Annotated in this window: 22 protein-coding genes; 16 read left to right on the top strand and 6 right to left on the bottom strand. The window is 73.5% G+C overall.

What is annotated here, in order from left to right; all coding sequences use genetic code 11:
* Positions 1-2 precede the first annotated feature (2 nt).
* Positions 3-1070, bottom strand: coding sequence for a serine/threonine-protein kinase (locus O7604_RS24525; RefSeq protein ID WP_281577928.1), 1068 nt, complete (start codon positions 1068-1070; stop codon positions 3-5).
* A gap of 98 nt (positions 1071-1168) precedes the next feature.
* On the bottom strand, positions 1169-3100 hold the full coding sequence (locus O7604_RS24530) for an N-6 DNA methylase (protein ID WP_281577929.1): 1932 nt from the start codon (positions 3098-3100) through the stop codon (positions 1169-1171).
* Between the two features lie 99 nt (positions 3101-3199).
* Here O7604_RS24530 and O7604_RS24535 point away from each other — a divergent pair, with 99 nt between their 5' ends.
* From O7604_RS24535 to O7604_RS24570, 8 genes are all read left to right on the top strand, one after another.
* Positions 3200-3772 carry a DUF4352 domain-containing protein gene (locus O7604_RS24535; RefSeq protein ID WP_281577930.1) on the top strand — a complete coding sequence of 191 codons (573 nt, stop codon included), beginning with the start codon at positions 3200-3202 and terminating at the stop codon, positions 3770-3772.
* Positions 3773-4081: 309 nt separating this feature from the next.
* Positions 4082-4264 carry a hypothetical protein gene (locus tag O7604_RS24540; RefSeq protein ID WP_281577931.1) on the top strand — a complete coding sequence of 61 codons (183 nt, stop codon included), beginning with the start codon at positions 4082-4084 and terminating at the stop codon, positions 4262-4264.
* Positions 4265-4324: 60 nt separating this feature from the next.
* Positions 4325-4576 (top strand): hypothetical protein, encoded by a 252-nt coding sequence (locus O7604_RS24545; protein WP_281577932.1) that lies wholly within the window; start codon positions 4325-4327, stop codon positions 4574-4576.
* A gap of 23 nt (positions 4577-4599) precedes the next feature.
* Positions 4600-5103, top strand: a complete 504-nt coding sequence (locus O7604_RS24550; protein WP_281577933.1) for a hypothetical protein — start codon at positions 4600-4602, stop codon at positions 5101-5103.
* Between the two features lie 78 nt (positions 5104-5181).
* Positions 5182-6087: a hypothetical protein gene (locus O7604_RS24555; RefSeq protein ID WP_281577934.1), complete on the top strand. Its 906-nt coding sequence runs from the start codon at positions 5182-5184 to the stop codon at positions 6085-6087.
* A 76-nt stretch (positions 6088-6163) separates the two neighbouring features.
* The gene (locus tag O7604_RS24560) at positions 6164-8650 is read left to right on the top strand and encodes an AAA family ATPase (RefSeq protein WP_281577935.1); all 2487 of its coding nucleotides are present in this window, start codon (positions 6164-6166) and stop codon (positions 8648-8650) included.
* Positions 8647-9051, top strand: a complete 405-nt coding sequence (locus tag O7604_RS24565) for a hypothetical protein (RefSeq protein WP_281577936.1) — start codon at positions 8647-8649, stop codon at positions 9049-9051. Before O7604_RS24560 ends, O7604_RS24565 begins: the two co-directional genes overlap by 4 nt.
* Positions 9048-9509: a DUF4190 domain-containing protein gene (locus O7604_RS24570; protein WP_281577937.1), complete on the top strand. Its 462-nt coding sequence runs from the start codon at positions 9048-9050 to the stop codon at positions 9507-9509. The genes O7604_RS24565 and O7604_RS24570 overlap by 4 nt, the downstream gene beginning before the upstream one ends.
* Positions 9510-9541: 32 nt before the next feature.
* Here the strand turns inward: O7604_RS24570 and O7604_RS24575 are convergent, their stop codons facing one another.
* The gene (locus tag O7604_RS24575) at positions 9542-10009 is read right to left on the bottom strand and encodes a hypothetical protein (protein ID WP_281577938.1); all 468 of its coding nucleotides are present in this window, start codon (positions 10007-10009) and stop codon (positions 9542-9544) included.
* A gap of 80 nt (positions 10010-10089) precedes the next feature.
* Between O7604_RS24575 and O7604_RS24580 the strand changes: the two genes are divergently transcribed.
* Positions 10090-10821, top strand: coding sequence for a methyltransferase domain-containing protein (locus tag O7604_RS24580; RefSeq protein ID WP_281577939.1), 732 nt, complete (start codon positions 10090-10092; stop codon positions 10819-10821).
* 20 nt (positions 10822-10841) lie between these two features.
* Positions 10842-11732, top strand: coding sequence for an arginase family protein (locus O7604_RS24585; RefSeq protein ID WP_281577940.1), 891 nt, complete (start codon positions 10842-10844; stop codon positions 11730-11732).
* Here the strand turns inward: O7604_RS24585 and O7604_RS24590 are convergent.
* The gene (locus tag O7604_RS24590; RefSeq protein WP_269706356.1) at positions 11729-12142 is read right to left on the bottom strand and encodes an NUDIX hydrolase; all 414 of its coding nucleotides are present in this window, start codon (positions 12140-12142) and stop codon (positions 11729-11731) included. The two genes, O7604_RS24585 and O7604_RS24590, sit on opposite strands and share 4 nt — an antisense overlap.
* Positions 12143-12399: 257 nt before the next feature.
* Between O7604_RS24590 and O7604_RS24595 the strand changes: the two genes are divergently transcribed.
* The 3 genes from O7604_RS24595 to O7604_RS24605 all read left to right on the top strand — a co-directional run bounded on the left by O7604_RS24595 (position 12400) and on the right by O7604_RS24605 (position 16173).
* Positions 12400-14484, top strand: a complete 2085-nt coding sequence (locus O7604_RS24595) for a PQQ-dependent sugar dehydrogenase (RefSeq protein ID WP_281577941.1) — start codon at positions 12400-12402, stop codon at positions 14482-14484.
* A 15-nt stretch (positions 14485-14499) separates the two neighbouring features.
* Complete coding sequence (locus O7604_RS24600) at positions 14500-15444, top strand: sugar phosphate isomerase/epimerase (protein ID WP_269706358.1); 945 nt, start codon at positions 14500-14502, stop codon at positions 15442-15444.
* A 108-nt stretch (positions 15445-15552) separates the two neighbouring features.
* On the top strand, positions 15553-16173 hold the full coding sequence (locus O7604_RS24605; RefSeq protein WP_281577942.1) for a class I SAM-dependent methyltransferase: 621 nt from the start codon (positions 15553-15555) through the stop codon (positions 16171-16173).
* A gap of 21 nt (positions 16174-16194) precedes the next feature.
* On the opposite strand, the gene O7604_RS24610 is transcribed toward O7604_RS24605, so the two are convergent.
* Both O7604_RS24610 and O7604_RS24615 read right to left on the bottom strand, forming a co-directional pair.
* Positions 16195-16704, bottom strand: coding sequence for a pyridoxamine 5'-phosphate oxidase family protein (locus tag O7604_RS24610; protein WP_281577943.1), 510 nt, complete (start codon positions 16702-16704; stop codon positions 16195-16197).
* A gap of 39 nt (positions 16705-16743) precedes the next feature.
* Complete coding sequence (locus O7604_RS24615; protein WP_281577944.1) at positions 16744-17763, bottom strand: LacI family DNA-binding transcriptional regulator; 1020 nt, start codon at positions 17761-17763, stop codon at positions 16744-16746.
* Positions 17764-17866: 103 nt separating this feature from the next.
* Between O7604_RS24615 and O7604_RS24620 the strand changes: the two genes are divergently transcribed.
* Genes O7604_RS24620 through O7604_RS24630 form a run of 3 tightly spaced genes read left to right on the top strand, consistent with a single transcriptional unit; the run spans position 17867 to position 21014 of the window.
* Positions 17867-19018, top strand: a complete 1152-nt coding sequence (locus O7604_RS24620; protein WP_281577945.1) for a Gfo/Idh/MocA family oxidoreductase — start codon at positions 17867-17869, stop codon at positions 19016-19018.
* Positions 19015-20178 (top strand): dihydrodipicolinate synthase family protein, encoded by a 1164-nt coding sequence (locus tag O7604_RS24625; protein ID WP_281577946.1) that lies wholly within the window; start codon positions 19015-19017, stop codon positions 20176-20178. The genes O7604_RS24620 and O7604_RS24625 overlap by 4 nt, the downstream gene beginning before the upstream one ends.
* Positions 20175-21014: a sugar phosphate isomerase/epimerase family protein gene (locus tag O7604_RS24630; protein WP_281577947.1), complete on the top strand. Its 840-nt coding sequence runs from the start codon at positions 20175-20177 to the stop codon at positions 21012-21014. Before O7604_RS24625 ends, O7604_RS24630 begins: the two co-directional genes overlap by 4 nt.
* The last annotated feature ends 72 nt before the right edge of the window (positions 21015-21086 follow it).

Here is a 21086-nt window from a genome sequence, read left to right on the forward strand (position 1 = left end):
TCCTACAGGGTCGAGCGTCGGGCGTACTGGCGGCGGATCCTCTCGACCAGCCATGTGACGTCGGGGCCGGAATCGGTCTGTCGCTCCGGGTCGACCACGGTGGGCTTCGGGTCCGGCACCGGCACTGTGTCGTCCTCGGGCTCGACCGAGGTGTCCTCCGGGTCCCGCTGGGGATCCTGCAGATCCGCTGGGACGAGCAGTTCAGTGTCCCCGTCATAGGTCAGGCCGGCGACCTCCTGACGCAGGCCGGACGCTGTCTTGCCGCTACTCGCTGTGGCGACGGCCAGCAGGCGGGCACCGACGTCGTCCAGGCCGGGCCGGGCGTCGGGGTCGTGGGCCAGCATCGCGCCGAGCAACGGCGTCAGCTCGGCGGGCACGCCCGACAGGTCGGGCAGGTCGCTGGGCTCTGTGATGCGCAGCAGCAGGTTCCACGAGTTGGTCGGCGGGTAGAGGCCGTGACCGGTCAGGGCGAACACCAGCGTCGCCGCCAGCCCGTAGACGTCCACCGCCGCGGTCAGCTCCCGCTCACCGCGTACCTGCTCCGGTGACATGTAGGCGGGCGTGCCGACCAGGGCGCCCGGCTCGGTCAGATAGTCGCTGCGGTCGATCAGGATCGCCAGCCCGAAGTCGATGAGCTTCGGGCCGTCGGGACCGAGGATGATGTTCTGCGGCTTGAGGTCGCGGTGGAGCAGACCGGCCTGGTGCACCTTGCCCAGCCCGTCGGCGAGCATCGCGCCGACCATGGCGGCAAGCGGCAACGGCAGCGGGCCACGGGCGTCGACGTGCTGCCGCAACGTCGCGCCGGGCACGTACTCCACGGCCAGCCACGCCGGGTCACCGTAGGGGTCGGCGTTCTCCAGGCGGGCGATCCGCGAGCCGAACACCAGCTTGAGACTGTCGACCTCGGCGGCGAATCGGTCCCGGATCGTCGGCTCCTCGATCAGGTGCTTCCGGATCACCTTGAGCGCGACACGATCGGCGGTCGGGGACACGGCGAAGAACACCTCACCCATCCCGCCCGAGCCCAGCGGCTTGACCAACTCGAAGCCGCCGATGGTGCCCAGCGTCATCCCGCCCCCTCACGATGACACCCAACCGAACTGCCGTCCCGACCGCCGGACCGGAGCCCGGCGGACGCACGACCGTACAACGTTGTTCGATCAAGGAGCTAGTGCCCCTTCGGCGATTTCCGCTGGTACGCACGTCGTGCCGCCGGTGCGAGCCCGCCCCGGGCCAGTCCGTCCGCGGTCAACTGGGCGAGTTCCGCGCCCAGTGAGGCGGCCTGTCGGATTGCCGACTCGAACTCGTGCAGCCGCCGGAACGCCTCCCCGTACCGCTCCTGTTCCTCCCGCGACACCCGCCGCACCTGCGCCCGCCGCACGTCGAGCCGCAGCGTCCCCGACAGGCTCGACGCCTGCCGCTCATTCGTCGACGTCCGCAACTGCCCGGCCAGGAACCACGAATCCAGCGCCGCCGGATTCGGCCGCAGCAGATACAGGTTGCGCCCTAACAGCACGCCTTCAGCCGTCACCACCCGCGCGACGAGCTGCCGCGCGATCATCGGCACCACCACGTCCCCGCCGGCCAGCGCGATCTCCTGCCCGAGCCGCCCGTCGTCCCGCCCCGACGGCTCACCGCCGCCCAACACGTCCGGCACGGTCAGCACCGGCCTGCCGTCGCCGGCAAGCTCACCGTCGTCGCCGGAGGCAGCGCCTCGGATTGGCCCCAGAAGCTGCAACGCGCCGGCCCGGACCAGCTCGCCGACCGTGAGGAACTCCCCCTGGGCCTCGTCGGCTACGGGCGTGACCTGCGGCATCAGCGTCGGCAGGTCAGCGACGACGGCGGCGAGGCGCTCACGTGTGCGTACCAGATGTTCGCCTGTCGCCTCGCCCGCGACGGCGGGCTGGCGACGTGCGGGGGTGAGGTCGATCTCCTCGTCGAGCAGTTCGATGACCGGGACGGCGCGGGCGTACCCGGGCTCATCGATCTCGCCGTCGTTGGCGAAGAACCGCCAGGTGTCGAGGATCCGGGGGTGGTCGCCGGTCGCGGCGTCGATGAGCAGCGTCCGCGCCGGTGGCGGCGCGTCGGCCGGTGGGCGGCGCAGCACCCACAGGTGCAGGGGTACGCCGTGCGGCGCCGCCGCCCCCGGCGGCAGCGCGATGACGGCGCGCAGCACGCCGCGGCGCAGCAGTTCGGCGCGGATGCGGCGGCCGGGTCGTCGGCCGGCCACGGCGGGCGGCATGAGGAGTACGGCGTGGCCGCCCGGCCGCAGGTGGGCGAGCGCGTGCTGGACCCAGGCCAGCTCCGGTTCGGTACGTGGGGTCGTGCCGACGATCCAGCGGGGGTCGTGGACGAGTTCCTCGTCGCCCCAGTTGCTGGCACCGAAGGGCGGGTGGCAGACGACCGCGTCGAACATGCGTCCGGAGTAGTCGTCGGCGCGGAGCGAGTCGCCGGTGGTCACCTCGCCCGGTACGTCGCGCAGCGCCAGCCACAGTCCGGCCAGCCGGGCCAGGTCACTGTCGAGTTCCTGCCCGTACGCGGAGGTGCAGCCGGCGCGGACGGCGGCGCGCAGGGTGGCGCCGGTGCCGGCGGCGGGGTCGAGGACGGAGCCGCCGGCGACGGCGGCGAGCCCAGCCATCAGGTCGGCCACGTCGTCGGGGGTGGCGTGCGGGCGAGCCGGTCCGGGGGCGGAGAAGCGTTGCCAGAGCGCGTCGAAGGCGCCCTGTGGGCCGAGTTCGTCGGCGAGGGCGTCGACGTCCGGCGCCAGCGCCTTCAGCTGTGGGTCTGCCGGGCGGGTGGGGCGCTGGCCGCGTTGCCGGGCGAGCAGCCGGGCGCCGACGGCGGCGAGCCCGGCAGCCGGTGACGTGCCGGCCGAGGCGAGGTGCCGCCAGAGCCGGTCGGCGGTGGCGAGTTCCGGAAGCTTGCCCTGGGCGTGCAGCCAGCGCTCGACCTGGGCGAGGTCGAACTCGGGGCTGGTGGCGCTGCCGCCGACGGGTTCGGGGAAGTCGCCGTGCCGTTTGCGCCAGTTGCTGACGGCGGCCCGGCCGACACCGGCGAGCCGGGCGATCTCCGCTGCGGTGATTGTCGGTGTCTCTTGCACGTTCGGAGTGTGTCACATCTGTCAAGCATCATGCTTGTTGACAGCGTTCACAGATGATGCTTTTATTGACGCCGCCACGTTCACAGCAGGAGGAAAACGATGCGCAAGACCACCACGCTCGCCCTGATCGCCGGCGCCCTCGTCGCCCTGGGCTGCGGCGCCGGCACCACCGACGACACCACCGGCAGCAAGGCCGATTCCGGCACCGAGGCGGCCGCCGGCGACACCGATGGCGGCAAGGCCGACACGGGCAAGAGCGACGACAAGCCGAAGACCGCGAAGATCGGCCAGCCGGCCCGCGACGGCAAGTTCGAGTTCACCGTCAAGTCCGCCAAGTGCGGCGTCAGCAAGGTCGGCTCGTCGGCGTTCGGCGCCAAGGCGCAGGGCCAGTTCTGCCTGGTCACGATCAACGTGAAGAACATCGGCAAGGAGGCGCAGATGTTCGACGGCAGCAGCCAGAAGGCGTACGCCGCCAACGGCACCGAGTACTCCGCCGACGGCTCGGCCGCCCTCTATGCCAACAAGAACGCCGAGACGTTCCTCAACGACATCAACCCCGGCAACCAGGTCACCGGCGTGGTCGTCTTCGACATCCCGAAGGACGTCAAGCTCGCCAAGCTCGAGCTGCACGACTCGCCGTTCTCCGGCGGCGTGACCGTCTCCCTCACCTGACCCACTCCCCGACCCGGGGCGGGCAACCCGCCCGCCCCACCCACCCCCCGGGTGTTCACAGAAGGAGACCGTCATGACCGACCCGTCCAGTCCCGCGCCGCCCGACGAGTCCGCCACCGCGGGCGGCGTGTCGCCGCAGCCGGACCCGCCCTCGCCGGTGCCGCCGCGGACCCGCCCGCCACCGGTGCCCCTCGGGACGCCGCGCTCGCCGAAACGGACAGCCCCGCAAGGGCTCCCACGCGCTCCAACGCTCGCGCGTGGGCCGTCGGCGGCATCGTCCTCGTCGTCGCCCTCGGCGTCGGTGGTGCCGTGGTCGCGACGAACGGCGACGACACGCCCCGGGCCGGCGCCGCGTCCGCGAGCCCGAGCACCGCCCCGCCCACCACCGCCGCCCCCACGAAGGCCTCTCCCACCAGCGCCGCGCCCTCATCGACGAAGACTGCCGCGCCGCCGAAGCCGCCGTCCTACAAGACGCTGTCCGCGCGGCAGTGAAAGCTCGTCGCCAAGAACCCCGACGGGCACATCGGCGAGCACTACGTCTTGTACGGCCGGGTGACCCAGTTCGACGCGGCGACCGGAACCGACACGTTCCGTGCCGACGTCGCCCACCGGCGGATGTCCGACGAGTTCGACTACGAGACCAACACCATCCTCTCCGGCTCCGGAACGGACCTTGCGGACCTCGTTGAGGACGACATCTTCCGCGCCAAGGTCATTGTCCTCGGCTCGTTCAGCTACGACACCCAGATCAGCGGCTCGACGACCGTGCCGCTGCTCCAGATCGACTCCATCAAGGTGGTCTGACCCTCGACACGACAGGAGGCGTCGTGCGTCCCGATGAGTTCCGCCACGCCCTGAACCTGCTCCCCGCCGCTCTGCACGCTCGCGCCCTTCCGCTGCGCGGCTATGTCCTCGGTGCCGACTGCGCGGACTGCCTGCGGATCGGCGACGCCGTGACCCTCGCGCTCACCGCCGCCCACTACGACGAGATCAGCTCGGCCGGGCAACTCCTGGACACCGCCACGCGGCTCGCCACCGCGCACGGCACCGCCTGCCCGTCGCAGCCGGACCAGCAACGCGGCCCCGGCCCGGCCGACCGGTGGGCGGAGGCACCAGCCGTCGCGACCGACCACATCTGGAAGGGACGCAGCGGCGGGGTCGCATACGTGGTCAGCGACGGCCTGCGACCGCACCGGCGGGCCGGGCAGCCGCCCCTGGTCCGGCTCGCCGAGCAGGTGCGCCGCCGGCCGGGCCGGTCCTGCGACGACTCCAGCACCTCAAGGGGCACGGCGGCGTTCCTCCGCGACTGGCACGCCAGCCTCACCCGCTGACCGCTCCGCGACTTCACACCACCCAGCAGCGAATCGACGCGCTGTCGATCCGCAGATCGCACGCGCCTGGAGACGATGATGACATTCCTCCCCGACTCCGACCGGACCCGCCGGATCGGTTCCGGCCTGCCGCGGCGCCGGCCCGCCGGTCTGCTGCTCGCCACCGCCCTCGCGACCGTCGGCCTCAGCGCGTGCGGCGACGACGCCAAGACGCCCGCCGCCCGGTCGACGCCGCCGGTAACGCCGTCGGCCACGGCGGCATCCCCCACTCCCAGCCCGACGCCACTGGCCGACCAGGACGGCGACGGCATCCCGGACAGCAGCGACACCTACCCGCATGACCCGAAGAACATTCCGCAGCAGGAGGCACTCGTTCTCACCTGCTACCTCACGGACAGCTTGGACGAGCGCCGGACGTTCACCGTCATCACCGGCAAGGACGGCCGTCCCGACTTCAGCGAAGCCTGGGCCGTGAAGCCCGTGTCCTGCGATGCCGGCCAGGAGATCCGTCCGGTCAGCCCGGTCGAGATGGCGGCGTACAAGACGTCCGGCTACGACGACAGCGACATCGCGGTGCTGTATCAGATGTGCGCGGAGGTCGACGCCGAGGACGTGTACGCCGAGGCGGGCTTCGCCGCAAGCAGCGAGCAGGTCCCGGAAATCAACGCGGCCTTGACGCTGTGCCCCGCCCATCCATACGCGAGGAAGTGGCGTGCGGCGGTGCGGCAGGGCCGGGCGGACGCGCAGCTGGCGGCGCAGGGGCGGCTGTTCGAGGACGGCACCTACCGCGTCGGCAAGGAGATCAAGCCGGGCACGTACGTCACCACGGATGTCGACGGCTGCTACTGGGAGCGGCAGGACCGCTCGGGCAACACGATCGACAACTACTTCACCAACGGCGCCCGCCGCGTGCAGGTCACCATCCGCTCCTCCGACTATGCCTTCCACTCGGAGAGCTGCGGCAAGTGGCGCCCGGCCCGCTGACATCCCCGGTCCTCGCATCACCACCGCAGCGAGCCGTGACGAGCTCGCTTCCCTGCCCCTCCCAGGAGGTTGCCTGATGAACCACACCGAGCCCCTGGTCGATCTGATCTTCGACCGACTCGCCGCCGACCGCGTGCCCGATGACACCGCCGAGGTGGTCCTCGCCGCGCTGAGCGGCGGGGCCGACCTGGACGCGGCGCTCTCCGGCGCGCCGACCGCACTGGAGCCGCAGCGCACCGGCGCGGACGAGTCGCGGGAGCGGATCTGGCTCTCGTCGGTCACCGTCGCCGGGTTCCGCGGCGTCGGCCCGGAGCGCACCCTCCCCATCGAGCCCGGCCCGGGGCTGACCGTGGTCGTGGGCCGCAACGGCTCCGGCAAGTCCAGCTTCGCCGAAGCGGTGGAACTGGCCCTGACGGGAGACAGCGCGCGCTGGGCGGACCGCAACAGCGTGTGGCGTACCGGGTGGCGCAACCTGCACGCCGCCGACCCGTGCCGGATCGCCGTCGAGTTGCGCGTCGACGGGGTCGCGACGCCCACCCGGGTGGTCCGTTCCTGGCCGTCGGACGGGGAGCTGGGCGACGCGGCGCTGACGATCACCAGCGCCGGCGGCACCCATCGGGATCTTGCCGAGCTGGGCCTGGCCCGGCCGCTGGAGCTGTACCGTCCGTTCCTCACCGCCGCCGAGCTGGGCCGGCTCACCGCCGGCACGCAAAGCCAGCTGTTCGACGCCATCTCCGCGATCCTCGGGCTGGAGGCGATCACCGACGCCGACCGCCGGCTGATGGCCGCTGCCCGTCCCGCCGACGCCGCCGTCAAGGAGGTACGCGGGCAGCGCGCCACCCTCGCCGCCGCGCTCGCCGAGGTGCCGGACGACCGGGCCCGGCGGGCCGCCGCACTGCTCGCGGTGAACCAGCCGGACCTGGCAGCGCTGACCGGGATCCTCGACGAGCCGGAGGAACCCACCGCCGACGCGGAGGTGTCGTTCTGCCGGCGGCTGGTGGCCGTGCGGGTGCCCGACGGCGACGAGGTGGCCCGCCTGGCCGGGCAGCTGCGGGACGCCGCCGCGCAGGCCCGCCGACACGACGGCGGCCGGTCGCGGGCCTCGCTGCGCAGCGCCGAGCTGCTCCGGTTGGCCGTCGAACACCACGACAACCAGGGTGACGGGCCGTGCCCGGTCTGCGCGACGGGCCGGCTCGACGACGACTGGCGGACCCGCGCCGCCGCGGCCCTGGGCGAGCTGCGCGACCGGACCCTCGCCGCCCAGGCCGCCGCGTCCCGGCTGACCGCGCTGCGGCAGCGCGCGCACTACCTGATCGACGACCTGGACGTGCCCGCCGGTGACGCCGACGGGGTGCCGGTCGGCGACCTGCGCGCCGCGGTGACCGCGCTGCGCCAGATGCCGGGCGGGCCGGAGGAACTGGCCGACCACCTGACCGCCCGATACCCGGCGGTGTCCGTCGCGGCGGAGACCGCGCGGGCGTACGCCGAGGATCTGCTGCGCCGGCGCGACACCGGCTGGCAGACGGTGGCCGCGCAGCTGCGGACGTGGATCGCGGCGGCCGGGACGCTGCCGGAGCGGGAGCGCGCCCTCGCCCGGCTGAAGGCGGCACGGAGTTGGCTGAAGGCCACCGGGACGCAGCTGCGCAACCAGCGGGTCGCGCCGTTTGCGGAGCACTCGCAGCGGATCTGGGCGCAGCTTCGGCAGGAAAGCAACGTCGAACTGGGCGCGATGACCCTGACCGGCGCGAACACCCGGCGGCGGGTGGTCATCCCGGTGAGTGTGGACGGCGCGGACAACGGCACCGCGCTCGGCGTGATGAGCCAGGGCGAGATGCAGGCCCTCGGGCTGGCCACGTTCCTGCCGCGCGCCTGCGCGCCGGAGAGCCCGTTCCGGTTCGTCGTGGTCGACGACCCCGTGCAGAGCATGGACCCGGCCAAGGTGGACGGGCTGGCCCGGGTGCTCGCCGAGTTGTCCGAGCAGCGGCAGGTGGTGGTCTTCACCCACGACACCCGGCTGCCCGACGCGCTCGCGCGGCTCGACCTCGGCCGGTCCCGCATCGTCGAGGTGACCCGCGCGGAGCGGTCGGTGGTGAACCTGAGGCCCGGCTCCGACCCGGTGACTCGCTACCTGGACGACGCGTACGCGCTTGCCCGCACCGAGGAGATCGCGTCCGAGGTACGCGGGCCCGTGGTGGCGGAGCTGTGCCGCTCGGCGATCGAGGCCGCCTGCCACCGGGTCGTGTGGCGGCGGCAGGTGGCACGCGGTGTGCCGCACGACGACATCGAGGCGGCCGTCGTGGCCGCGTCCCGCAGGCTCACCACCACGGTGGCGCTGGCGCTGTTCGACGACGCCGACCGGGGCGGTGACGTACTCGGGTACCTGGGTCGCCGGCACGGGTCGCGGGCGGTGGGTGCGTACCGGGCGTGCAAGGAGGGCGTGCACGGCGCCTACCTGTCCGACCTGCCCGAGCTGGTCTCCGACGTCCGGCACCTGGTGGCGACGTTGCAGCCGTCCCCGCCTGCCGCACCCGCGCCCCGCGACGGCGCCGAGGTGCGGTCGTGACCGCGCCGACGCCCCGGGCCTGCCTGGCGGTGGCCGACCAGATGCTGCGCGGCGCCGGCCCGCTCGGCGCAGCCGCGGTGTCCGCCGGATGGTGGCCGCGGGCGTGCGCCTGCCTGATCCGGCTCGCCCTCGAAAGCGGGATCGACGCCTACTGGCGGCGCACCCGTCCGATGGTCGCCGCCTGCCGGCAGGGCCGGGCGAAGCAACTGATGCTGCGCGGCCGGCTCGGGCCCGGCCCCGCCGTCGCCCGGCGGGTCGCCTTCGCCTGGGCGGCCCTGTCGGCCGCCGCCCACCACCACTGCTACGAGCTGGCTCCGACGGCCGCGGAGCTGCGCCGCCTGCACACCGAGGTGAGCGTCCTGCTCACCCACCTCGACGGAAGAACGGAACCCCACCGATGACCTACCCGCAGCCCGCCAACGATCCGGCCCGCTCGCAGCCGCCGCTACCGGCGATCGCCGGCCCGTACCCGCCGGTGTCTGCCGTCCCCCGGCCCTACCCGCCGGTGTCCGGGCCTGCCGGCACGTATGGTCCGGTGCCGGCCGTGCCCTATCCGGGCCCGCAGGACCTGCGGCTGCCGCCGGTGCGGCCCGTGCTGACCTCGGGCATGGCGACGGCGTCGCTGGTGCTCGGCGTCCTCGGTGTGCTCGGCGGCTGGTGCCTGTTCGGCCTGCCCTGCGTCCTCGCCGTCATCCTCGGCCACCTGGCCCTGAGTGAGACCCGTGACGGCAGGCGGTCCGGGCACGGCATGGCGATCGCCGGTCTCGTCCTGGGTTACGTCTTCGTCGGCCCGATGATCCTGTTCACCGTCATGATGTTCTTCGGCAGCGCCATGACCGCAGCCACCACGGTGCCCTGACGACGGCACCGCCCTCACCGGGCTCGGCCGGGTCACCAGTCGCGGGCCCAGTCCGGCGGCGGTACGACGGCGAGCTGCGGCTCCCCGCTGATCGGCTCCAGCGCGTGCACGATCCGCAGGTCCCCGTCGGCGGCGGCGTCGGGGTCGGTCAGCACCCGGCCGCTGCTGCCGTCGGCGCTCACCAGCACCCACCGGTCAGGATGGATGCCGCCGTCGTCGACGAGCGCCCGTACGCCGACCGCGCGGGCGAGGGCCACCGCGAGGTCGTGTTCGCGCAAGCCGGTGGCGTCACCCAGGTCGGCGTCGCCGGTGAGAATCCAGCCGAAGCCGTCGCCCCCGTCGGGCGGGATGAGCATCGCCACCGGCCGGGGATCGTCCACGGCCCGGTCCTCGATCCGCCCCACGTACACGCTTTCCGGCGCGATGCCGTACTCGGTCAGCAGGAACCGGCGGAGGGCATCCGCCGGCAGGTCGGTGTCGAAGTGGATCCGGTACCGCACTCTCTGCCCCTCTCCCAGCCCACTGCGTAACCCGTCACAGTGCTTGCCCCGGCGGCCCGCCGGGGCGTTGGCTGTCGGGTATGGCCCGCATCGCGTACCACGACGCCGACGCCGAGGCGTTCGCCGCTACCCGGCATCTCACCGACGACGGTCTCACGGCCTGGCGTGCCGCCGTCGCCCGGCACCTCGCCCCGCGTCCGGGCATGCGACTGCTCGACCTGGGCGCCGGGACCGGCACCTGGGCGCGGGCGTTCACCACCTGGTTCCCCGGTCTTGAGGTCGTGGCCGTCGAGCCGTCGGCGGCGATGCGCGCCCGCTGCGTGTTCGCGCCGCTCGTCGCGGGCGACGCCGGGCATCTCCCGCTGGCCGACGGCAGCGTGGACGGCGCCTGGCTGTCCACAGTCGTCCACCACGTGCCCGACCTGGCCACCGCTGCGCGCGAGCTGCGCCGGGTGCTGCGGCCCGGTGCCCCGGTGCTCATCCGGTCCGCGTTCGCCGGACGGCACGCGGCGATCACGCTGTTCGACTACTTCCCCGAGGCGGTCCGCGTGCTGGACACGTACCCGAGCATCGCCGACGTCGAGGGCGCCTTCGCCGCCGCCGGCTTCGCCACCGCGGCGGTCGAGGCGGTCCCGCAGGTCACCGCACCGTCGCTGCGGGCGGCGGCGGCCGGCCTGCGCCGGGAGGCGCACACGCCGCTTCAGCTCATCACCGATGCGGAGTACGCCGCCGGCGTCGAGCGGTTGCGGGAAGCGGCAGGGACGGTCGACGGCCCGGTCGTCGACGCCTTGGATCTGCTCGTGCTGCGCTGACACGCGGTTAGGGTGGGGCGATGGACCCTCGTAGGTGGACTGTCGTCGGGGCGCCGTCGAGCGCGGGCGCGCACACCCCCGGTGTCGAGGGCGCACCCGCCGCTCTGCGCGCCGCCGGCCTGCTCGGTCTGCTGGGTGTCGACGTCGAGGACGCCGGCGACGTGGCCGGATTCCGGTGGCGGCCGGATCCGGCGTACCCCAGGGGTCAGAACGCGGGCGCGGTGGCCGCCGTCGCCTCGGCGGTGGCCGACCGGGTCGCGGCGGCGCTGCGCCGGGGGCGCGCGCCGCTGGTGCTCGGCGGCGACTGCACCGTGACGGTCGGCCTGGTCGCCGGTTGCGCGCGGGCCGGGCTGTCGCCAGCGCTGGTGTACGTGGACGGCGGCCCGGATCTCTACACGCCGGTGACGCGCGCGAACGGCAACCTGGACGCGATGGGGCTGGCGCACATGCTGGGCCTGCCGGGGACGGTGCCCGAGGTGGCGGGTGTCGGGCCGGCGGTGCCGTTGCTGTCGCCGGAGCGGGTGGTGGTGTACGGCGACTCGCTGCCTCCGGGTGACCACGAGCGCGATCTGGTGGCGGAGCTGGGGCTGACGTACGTGCCGGCCGAGGAGGTGCACGCCGACGCGCGGGCGGCGGCGCGCCGGGCCCGGTCGGTGGCCGAGGGTGCGGCCGACGGGTTCGTGGTGCACTTCGACGTGGACGTGCTGCGTTTCGTGGACGCGCCGCTGGCGGACGTGCCGGAGCCGTTCGGGCTCAGCCTCGGCGATGCGGCGGCGACGCTGGCGGAGCTGGTGGCGAGCCCGCGGTTCGCCGGGTTGTCGGTCACCGAGATCAACCCGGACCATCTGCCCGACGACGAGCTGCTCCCCCGGTTCGTCGAGGTGCTCGCCGGGGCGCTGACCGGGCGCTAGACGGCGTCCGCGAGGTGCAGCGGCAGCACCTTCGCGGCGCTCACCGCCAGGTCGCGGTCGAGCACCTGGTCGCGGGGCACGAACACCATCGCCTGTCCCTCGCCGAGCACCACGTCCTCCTGCCGGGCGTCGGTGCTGCCGCGGAATACGTACACGGTGACGGTGTGCGGAAATCCCTCCTCGTGCGGGCGGGGTCCGCTCCACAGCAGGTGCAGCTCCCCGGCGGTCAGGCCGGTCTCCTCGCGTAGCTCGCGCCGGGCGGCCTGCTCCGGTGTCTCGCCGGGTTCGATGCTGCCGCCGGGCAGGCTCCACTGGTACGGCGAGACAGGCGCGTTGCCGTCGCGGTGCTGCATGAGGATCGCGCCGGTCGGGTCGACGAGCAGGACGAGGGCGACGTCGTAGCTGGCCACGATCCGAGCATGCCACGCGCCACTCAACTTTCGTCCGCGCGCGACGAAAGTTCTTCCAGAGTCAATGAAAGCTATAGACATATCGACATGGCTTTTGTAGCGTCGGCCGCAGGCGTTGACGTTTCGCCCCCACTCCTCCCACCTCCCGGCATGGCGTTCCGCCGCGCCCGCACCAGCTTGCGAAGGAGAACCCTGCCCGACCCGTCCCCAGCAAGGAGAGGCAGTTGACCAGACGATTCGCGCTCGCCGTGGCCACTATGACCGCCACGGCCCTCGTCGCCACCCCCACCGTCGCCACCGCCGCGCCGGGCACCGCCGCCCCGCCGCCGGACAGCGACTTCCAGAAGGTCACCCTCAACGACACCCCCGGTGAGCCGATGGACCTGGCGGTGCTGCCCGACCGCCGTGTACTGCACGTGACCCGCGCCGGCCAGGTCTGGCTGCACAACCCCGCGACCGGCCGCAACACGATCGCCGCAACGCTCGACGTCTACCGGCACGACGAGGAGGGCCTGCAGAACGTCGCCGTCGACCCGAACTTCGGCCGGGGCGGCAACAACTGGGTCTACCTCTACTACTCGCCGCCGGGTAACACACCCGTCGACGACCCGGCCACGCCCGGCGTCAACGAGGGCGACGCGCCCGGTTGGGGCACCGCCGAGGACTTCGCACCGTTCCAGGGCGTCCTGCGGCTGTCCCGGTTCCGGCTGGTCAAGGACACGCTGGACCTGCGCACCGAGCAGAAGATCCTCGACGTGCCGGTGGACCGGGGCATCTGCTGCCACGTGGGTGGCGACATCGTCTTCGACGCCAAGGGCAACCTCTACCTGTCGACAGGCGACGACACCAACCCGTTCGAGTCCGGCGGCTTCACGCCGATCGACGAGCGGCCCGGCCGCAACCCGGCGTACGACGCGCAGCGCACCTCGGCAAACACCAACGACCTGCGCGGCAAGATCCTGCGGATCCGGGTGGGACTGAACGGGTCGTACACGGTCCCGGACGGCAACCTGTTCCGCCGGGGCACGCCGGGCACCCGCCCGGAGATCTACCTGATGGGCCTGCGCAACCCGTTCCGGATCGAGCTGAACCGGGCCACCGGTGAGCTGTACGTGGCGGACTACTCGCCCGACGCGCGCGCGGCCGACCCCAACCGTGGACCGTCCGGGCACGGCAAGTGGCTCGCTACCCGCAAGCCCGGCAACTACGGCTGGCCGTACTGCGCCACCGACGCGCTGCCCTACGTCGACTACGACTTCGCCACCGGGCAGTCCGGTACGCCGTTCGACTGCGCCGCGCCGGTGAACGACTCGCCGCACAACACCGGGCTGCGCAAGGTACCGCCGGTGCAGAAGCCGCAGGTGGCGTACACCTATGGCGTCTCGCCGCAGTTCCCGGAACTCGGCGACGGCGGCATCGGCCCGATGGCCGGCCCGGCGTACGACTTCGACATCCGCACAACCCGGGGCCGTACCGCGGTGGCCTGGCCGTCGTACTACGACGGGCTGCCGCTGTTCCACGAGTGGACCCGCGACTACGTCAAGGCGTTCCGGCAGGACGCGCGGGGCGCGGTGACCGGGATCGAGCCGGTGCTGCCCTCGGTGGTCTTCGACAACCCGATGGACCTGGAGTTCGGCCCGGACGGCGCGCTCTACGTGCTGGAGTACGGTGACGGTTACTTCAGTGAGAACCCGGACGCGCAGCTCGCCCGGATCGACCACATCGGATTCACCGGCAACCACACGCCGGTGCCGCAGGCGTCGGCTACGCCCACCGCCGGGGTGACCCCGCTGACCGTCGCGTTCTCCAGTGCCGGCACGACCGACGCCGACGGCGACGCGTTGCGCTACGAGTGGTACCTGGACGACGACGACCGGGTGGACTCCCGCTCCCCGAACCCGACGTTCACCTACCGGGAGAACGGCATCTACCGGGCCACGCTGAAGGTGACCGACCGGGCCGGACGGTCCGCGTCCACCGAGGTACGGGTCGTGGTCGGCAACGCCACCCCGGTGGTGGAGCTGGTGAACCCGGTCGAGGGGCAGCCGTTCTCGTTCGGTGACACGGTGACCTTCGAGGTCCGGGTGACCGACGACCAGCCGGTCGACTGCGCCCGGGTCACAGTCACCTACATCCTCGGCCACGACAGCCACGGCCACCCGCAGACCACCGCGAGCGGCTGCACCGGCTCGATCACCACCACCGTCCCGGAGGGCCACGACCCGGAGACCGACAACCTCACCGGCGTCTTCGTCGCCAGCTACACCGACAGCGGCAGCGACGGCCTGCCCGCGCTGACCGGCACCGACCAGGTCGTCCTGGTCCCGTCCGCCCGACCTTGAGGAAGGAGTACGACCATGTGCTACGGACATGACGGACAGGCCGCGCTGGAGCGGTCGCTTGATCGGCGTGGTCTGCTGCGTGGCTCCCTCGCCGCGCTGGCCGGTGTGGGCCTGGCGACCGGGCTCGGCGCGACGGCGGCGCAGGCCGGCGGCGGGCACCACCACGGCCGGCGTCCGGTGCCGAAGGAGCTGATCAGCCTTCAGCTCTGGACGGTCCGCGACGCGCTCAACGGCTCGCCGGGATACGACGCGACGCTGGCGCACCTGGCCCGCATCGGCTACCCCCGGGTCGAGCTGGCGCTTGGTTACTTCGGGCGTACCGCGCGGGAGCTGCGCCGCTTCCTGGACCGCACCGGCATCAAGGCCAGTTCCAGCCACGACGGGATCGCCGCCGACGCCGCCGCGCTGGAGCAGAAGATCGCGAACGCCCGGACGCTGGGCCAGCGGTTCATGGTGGTGCCGTACCTGAACTCCGACCGCGAGGACGACTGGAAGCGCTGGGCGGAGCAGATGAACGTCGAGGCCGCCGCCGCGCGCAAGGCCGGTCTGCGGTACGGCTACCACAACCACGCGCACGAGTTCACCATCGACTTCGGCAACGGCCGGCGGCCGTGGGACGTGCTGACCGAGGAACTCGACCCGCGCCTGGTGCACCTGGAGATCGACATCTACTGGGCGGTCACCGGCGGCATCAACTCCGGCGACGGCGTCGACGACCCGGAGGGCTTCACGCTCGACGTGATCCGCTCGGCGCCGCAGCGGGTGTTGCAGTACCACGTCAAGGACCGCGACCCGGCCACCGGCGACATGGCCGACCTGGGCACCGGGATGATCGACTTCGCGCGGATCTTCCGGGGGCACCAGGTGATGGAGTACATCGTGGAGAACGACACCCCGGACGTGACGCCGCAGCGGACCGCCGAGGTCGGCTACCGCTACCTGCGCCGCCTGCGGTTCTGACGCCCCATCGCGCCCGCCGGGACCGGCTCACCACCGGCCCCGGCGGGCGCGCGGACCGCCGTCGAACGTGACACGCTCGGCACCTGTCACGCACCGAGGGGGTACGCGATGACCGACGAGCCGGACGACGTCCACTACGACCGCCTCTACCGCGACACCGACCGCCCGCCCTGGGAGATCGGCGGACCGCAGCCGGCGCTCGCCGCCGTCCTCGACACCGGGGTACGCGGCCCGCGCGTGCTCGACGTCGGCTGCGGCACCGGGGAGCTGGCGCTCGCGCTGGCCCGCAGCGGCCACGACGTGACGGGCGTCGACATCTCACCGGTGGCGATCGGTCAGGCCCGGGCCAAGGCGGCCGAGGCGGGACTGCCGGTGCGCTTCGAGGTGTGCGACGCCACGGTGATCCCGGTGCCGCCGGTGCCGTACGACTCGGTGTTCGACTCCGGGCTGCTGCACTCGCTGGACCGGCGGGGCGCTGCCGTACGCGACTACCTGGCGTTGCTGCCGCGCCTGACCGCGCCCGGCGGGGCGGTGTACGTGCTGGCGGTGTCGCCCGAGGCGGGCCAGGGCTGGGGCCTGGACGCCGACGCCCTGCGCGCGGCGTTCCCGGAGCCGCTGTGGTCACCCGTCACGGTGGAGCGGATCGACGTGCTGGCCCGCGTCGAGGGCGCGGACCTGCGCCTGGCCGGCAACCTGCTGCGCGCCACCCGCTCCCCCGGTGGCCGGTAGCGGAACGGTCCGGCAGCGGCGTCAGCGGCGCCAGTGCTGGCGCGGGGCGTACCCCTCGCGGCGAAGCCAGTGTTCGGTGTAGACGATCCGATCGGCCTCGATCACGACGAGCGGGTCCTCGGGTGGCTCGGACAGCGACCGGCCCCGCTCGGCGTGCTCGTTCTCCCAGCGGAACGCGGCCCAGTGGCGGGCCCGCTCGGGGTGCTCCGGGCCGAGCACCCGGGCGGTGCCGAACACCTGCGCGCCCCGGCTGCTGGCCAGCCCGACCAGCGGGGCGAAGACCCCGACCGACACCCGCGGGTCGGCGGCGATGTTGCGCATTTTGGGCGAGCGCGGCGCGGCGGTGAACATCAGCGTGAAGTCGAGCGGGTAGTAGCGCACCGGCGTGGCCAGCGGACCGTCCGGCCCGGCGGTGGCGAGCACGCACATGTTCTGCGACGACAGCAGGTTGAGGATGCGCTCCTCCAGGCGGTCCCGGTCCAGCTTCCTCGTCGGCGCCGGCCCGGTCAGCCAGGGGTTCGTCAGCGGCACGGGCTGTCCTCGATCATGACGGCACCCTACCGGCCGGGCTCAGGCGACCGGCGCCGTACTGGCCCGCATCAGCACCTCGCCGGGCAGGCGGACGATCCGGCGGCGCCGACCGGCGTTCTCGGTCAGGGCCAGTTTCATCGCCTCCTCGCCGAGCCGGTGCAGCGGCAGCGCCACAGTGGTCAGCGGCGGGCTGAGGTCACGCACGACCGGGATGTCGTCGAAGCCGGCGACCGAGACGTCGCCGGGCACCGACAGCCCCCGGTCGCGCAACGCCGCGTACGCGCCGACGGCCATCACGTCGGTGCACGCGAACACGCAGGTGGCGTCGAGCCCGCGGTCGAGCAGCGCGGTCATCGCCCGGTAGCCGCCGTCGCGGGTGAACGCCGCCTCGGCCACGGCGCCCGGGTCGAGCGCCACACCGGCGGCGGTCAGCTCGTCGCGGAACCCGCCGATCCGGTCGGCGACCGTGGTCAGCTCGGGCGGGCCGGAGAGCACCGCGAAGCGGCGGTGCCCGAGGCCCAGCAGCGCGCGGGCCAGCTCGGCGGCGCCGGCCCGGTTCTCCGGCAGGACACTGTCGACCTTCAGGGTGCGGTGCCGGCTGACCACCGCGACCCGGCCGCCGCCGTCGAGGTACGGCGCCAGCTCGGCGGCCATCGCCCGCTCCCAGCGGGGGTCCTCGAAGCCGGAGCCGATGAGCAGGATCGCCGGGGCGCGTTCGGCGCGCAGCATCGACACGTACGCGATCTCGCGTTCCGGGTCGCGGAACGTGCTGGCGAGCATGACCAGCAGGTCGTTGTCGGCGGCGACCCGCATGACGCCACCGGCGACGGCGGCGAAGTAGGGGTCGGTGACGTCGTGGCAGACGACGCCGACGCTGCGGCGGGACCCGCCGGCCAGCGCGCGGGCGTGGGCGTTCGGGGTGTACGCGAGCCGCGCGGCGGCGGCCAGGACGCGGTCGTGCAGGTGGGGGGTGACCCGCCGCCCGTTGAGCGCCCGGGAGGCGGTGGCCAGGGAGACGTCGGCCGCCCGGGCCACGTCTTCCAGCGTCACGTGCGACATCGATGCGTCTCCCTGCGGAACGTCTTGACCCGGTGTTCCGGCGTGGCTACGGTAGCACCCTGAAAGCGCTTACTGAAAGCGCATTCAACGCCGGGGAGGCACAGTGGAACGCAGGTCCGTCGGCATCATCCTCAACGGCGTCACCGGCCGGATGGGCTACCGGCAGCACCTCGTCCGGTCCCTGCTCGCCATCCGGGAGCAGGGCGGCGTGCCGGCCCGCGACGGCAGCCGCATCTGGCCCGAGCTGACCCTCGTGGGCCGCGACGAGAACCGGCTCGCCGGGATCGCCGCCCGGCACGGGCTGTCGGCGTACACCACCGACCTGCACGCGGCCCTCGCCGACGACGCCCACCAGATCTACTTCGACGCGCAGGTCACCGTCGCGCGGGAGAAGGCGATCCGGGCGGCGATCGAGGCCGGCAAGCACGTCTACACCGAGAAGCCGCTCGCCGAGGGGTTCCTCGCCTCGCTGGAGCTGGCCCGGCTCGCCGCCGCCAAGGGCGTCCGCAACGGCGTCGTACAGGACAAGCTGTTCCTGCCCGGCCTGCGCAAACTCAAGCGGCTCGTGGACGGCGGCTTCTTCGGCCGGATCCTGTCCGTACGCGGCGAGTTCGGCTACTGGGTGTTCGAGGGCGACTGGCAGGCCGCGCAGCGCCCGAGCTGGAACTACCGCGCCGAGGACGGCGGCGGCATCACGCTGGACATGTTCCCGCACTGGCACTACGTGCTGGAGCAGATCATCGCCCCGGTCACCGCCGTCACCGCCGTCACCGCCACGCACATCCCGGAACGCGTCGACGAGACCGGCGTCCGCTACCGGGCCACCGCCGACGACGCCGCGTACGGCATCTTCGAGCTGGCCGGCGGCATCGTCGCGCAGGTCAACTCCTCCTGGGCGGTCCGGGTGCACCGCGACGAGCTGGTCGAGTTCCAGGTCGACGGCACGCACGGCAGCGCGGTGGCCGGGCTGCGCGACTGCCGCATCCAGCACCGGGGCGCCACCCCGATGCCGGTGTGGAACCCCGACCTGCCGGTCACCGAGCCGTTCCGCGCGCAGTGGCAGACGGTGCCGGACAACGGCGAGCACGACAACGCGTTCAAGGTGCAGTGGGAGGCGTTCCTGCGGCACGTCGTCGACGACGAGCCGTTCCCGTGGGACTTCCTCGCCGGCGCGCGCGGCGTGCAACTGGCCGAGGCCGGGCTGCGCTCGGCCCGCGAGGGGCGGCGGGTGACGATCGAGGAGATCCCCCGGTGAGCACGCGGATCACGCTGCCGACGCCGGACGGCGGCACCGAGCGGCTGACGCTGCGGGAACCCCCATCGTGGCGCCGGCCAGCCGCGCCACCGGCCAGCCGGATCGCGTACGCGGCGGCGCACGTCATCGCCGACCCGTACGCCGACAACTCCCCCGGCCGCCCGGCGCGGCTGGACTGGGACGCGACGCTCGCGGTGCGGCGTGACCTGTGGTCGTGGGGCCTCGGGGTGGCCGAGGCGATGGACACCGCGCAGCGCGGGATGGGGCTGGACTGGGCGGCCACCCGCGAGCTGATCCGGCGTAGCGCCGCCGAGGCCGCCGCCTGCGGCGGGCGGATCGTCGCCGGGGCCGGCACCGACCAGCTCACCGGCGCGCCCGGCACCCTGGACGAGGTGGTCGCCGCGTACGCCGAGCAGGTCACAGTGGTCCAGGAGTGCGGCGCCACGCCGGTGCTGATGGCCAGCCGGCACCTCGCGGCGCTCGCCAGCGGCCCGGAGGACTACCTGCGCGTCTACGAGCTGGTGCTGCGGGAGGTGGGCGGGCCGGTGGTGCTGCACTGGCTCGGCGACATGTTCGACCCGGCGCTGTCCGGCTACTGGGGTTCGACCGACCTGGACGAGGCGACGGCGACGTTCGCCGCCCTGGTGCACGCCCACGCTCACCTGGTCGACGGGGTGAAGGTGTCGCTGCTGGACGCCGGGCGGGAGGTGCGGCTGCGGGAGCTGCTGCCACCAGAGGTGAAGGTCTACACCGGCGACGACTACCACTACCCGGAGCTGATCGAGGGCGACGGGAAGCGGTTCAGCCACGCGCTGCTCGGCGCGTTCGCGGCGATCGCCCCGGCCGCGTCGGCGGCGCTGGGCCGGCTCGACGCGGACGACCCGGCCGGGTTCCGGGCCGTCCTCGACCCGACGGTGCCGCTGTCCCGGCACCTGTTCGCCCCGCCCACGCCGTACTACAAGACCGGCATCGCGTTCCTGTCCTGGCTCAACGGGCGGCAACCCGGCTTCACCATGGTCGGCGGCCTGCACGCCGGGCGCAGCGTCCCGCACCTGGTCGAGGCGTTCCGGCTGGCCGACGCCGCCGGGCTGCTGCGCGACCCGGAGCTGGCGGCACGGCGGATGCGCGCGTACCTGGACGTCGCGGGCGTGCCCGGATGACCGCCGACGCGCGGCTGGCGCGCCTGTCGCTCAACCAGCGCACCACGCAGCGCTGGTCCGTGGCCGAGGCGGTCGGCGGCTGTGTGCGCGCCGGCATCCCGGCGATCGGGCTGTGGCGCGAGCCGGTGGCCGAGATCGGCGTACCGGCCGCCGCGCGGCTCGTCGCCGACGCCGGGTTGCGGGTGTCGTCGCTGTGCCGGGGCGGGTTCCTCACCGCCGCCGACGACGCCGGACGGGCCGGGGCGCTCGCGGACAACCGGCGCGCCGTCGACGAGGCCGCCGCGCTACGTGCCGCCTGCCTGGTGCTCGTGGTCGGCGGCCTGCCGCCCGGCTCCCGCGACCTGGTGGGTGCCCGGCAGCGGGTGGCCGACGCGCTGGTCGAGCTGGCGCCGTACGCCGCCGAGCGCGGGGTACGCCTCGCACTGGAGCCGCTGCACCCGATGTACTGCGCCGACCGGGCGGTGCTGTCCACGCTCGGGCAGGCGCTCGACCTGGCCGAGGCGTTCCCGGCCGAGCAGGTCGGCGTGGTGGTGGACACGTTCCACGTCTGGTGGGATCCGGACGTGTGGCGGCAGATCGCCCGCGCCGGGGCGCGGATCGCGAGCTTCCAGATCTGCGACTTCCTCACCCCGCTGCCGGCCGACGTGCTGCTCGGGCGCGGCATGATGGGCGACGGGCACATCGACTTCCCGCCGCTGCGCCGCGCGGTCGAGGCCGCCGGATACGCCGGCGACGTCGAGGTGGAGATCTTCAACGCCGAGGTGTGGGCCACCGACCCGGACCGGGTCCTCGCCACCATGATCGACCGGTACGTGGATCGGGTGCTGACCGACTGACCCGGCGTCACGAGTCCGGCCTGTCGGATAAATCAGGTGGCCGCCCTCCGGATCCGGGGGCAGGATCGGGAT

The organism is Micromonospora sp. WMMA1947 (assembly GCF_027497355.1).
Lineage (GTDB): Bacteria > Actinomycetota > Actinomycetes > Mycobacteriales > Micromonosporaceae > Micromonospora.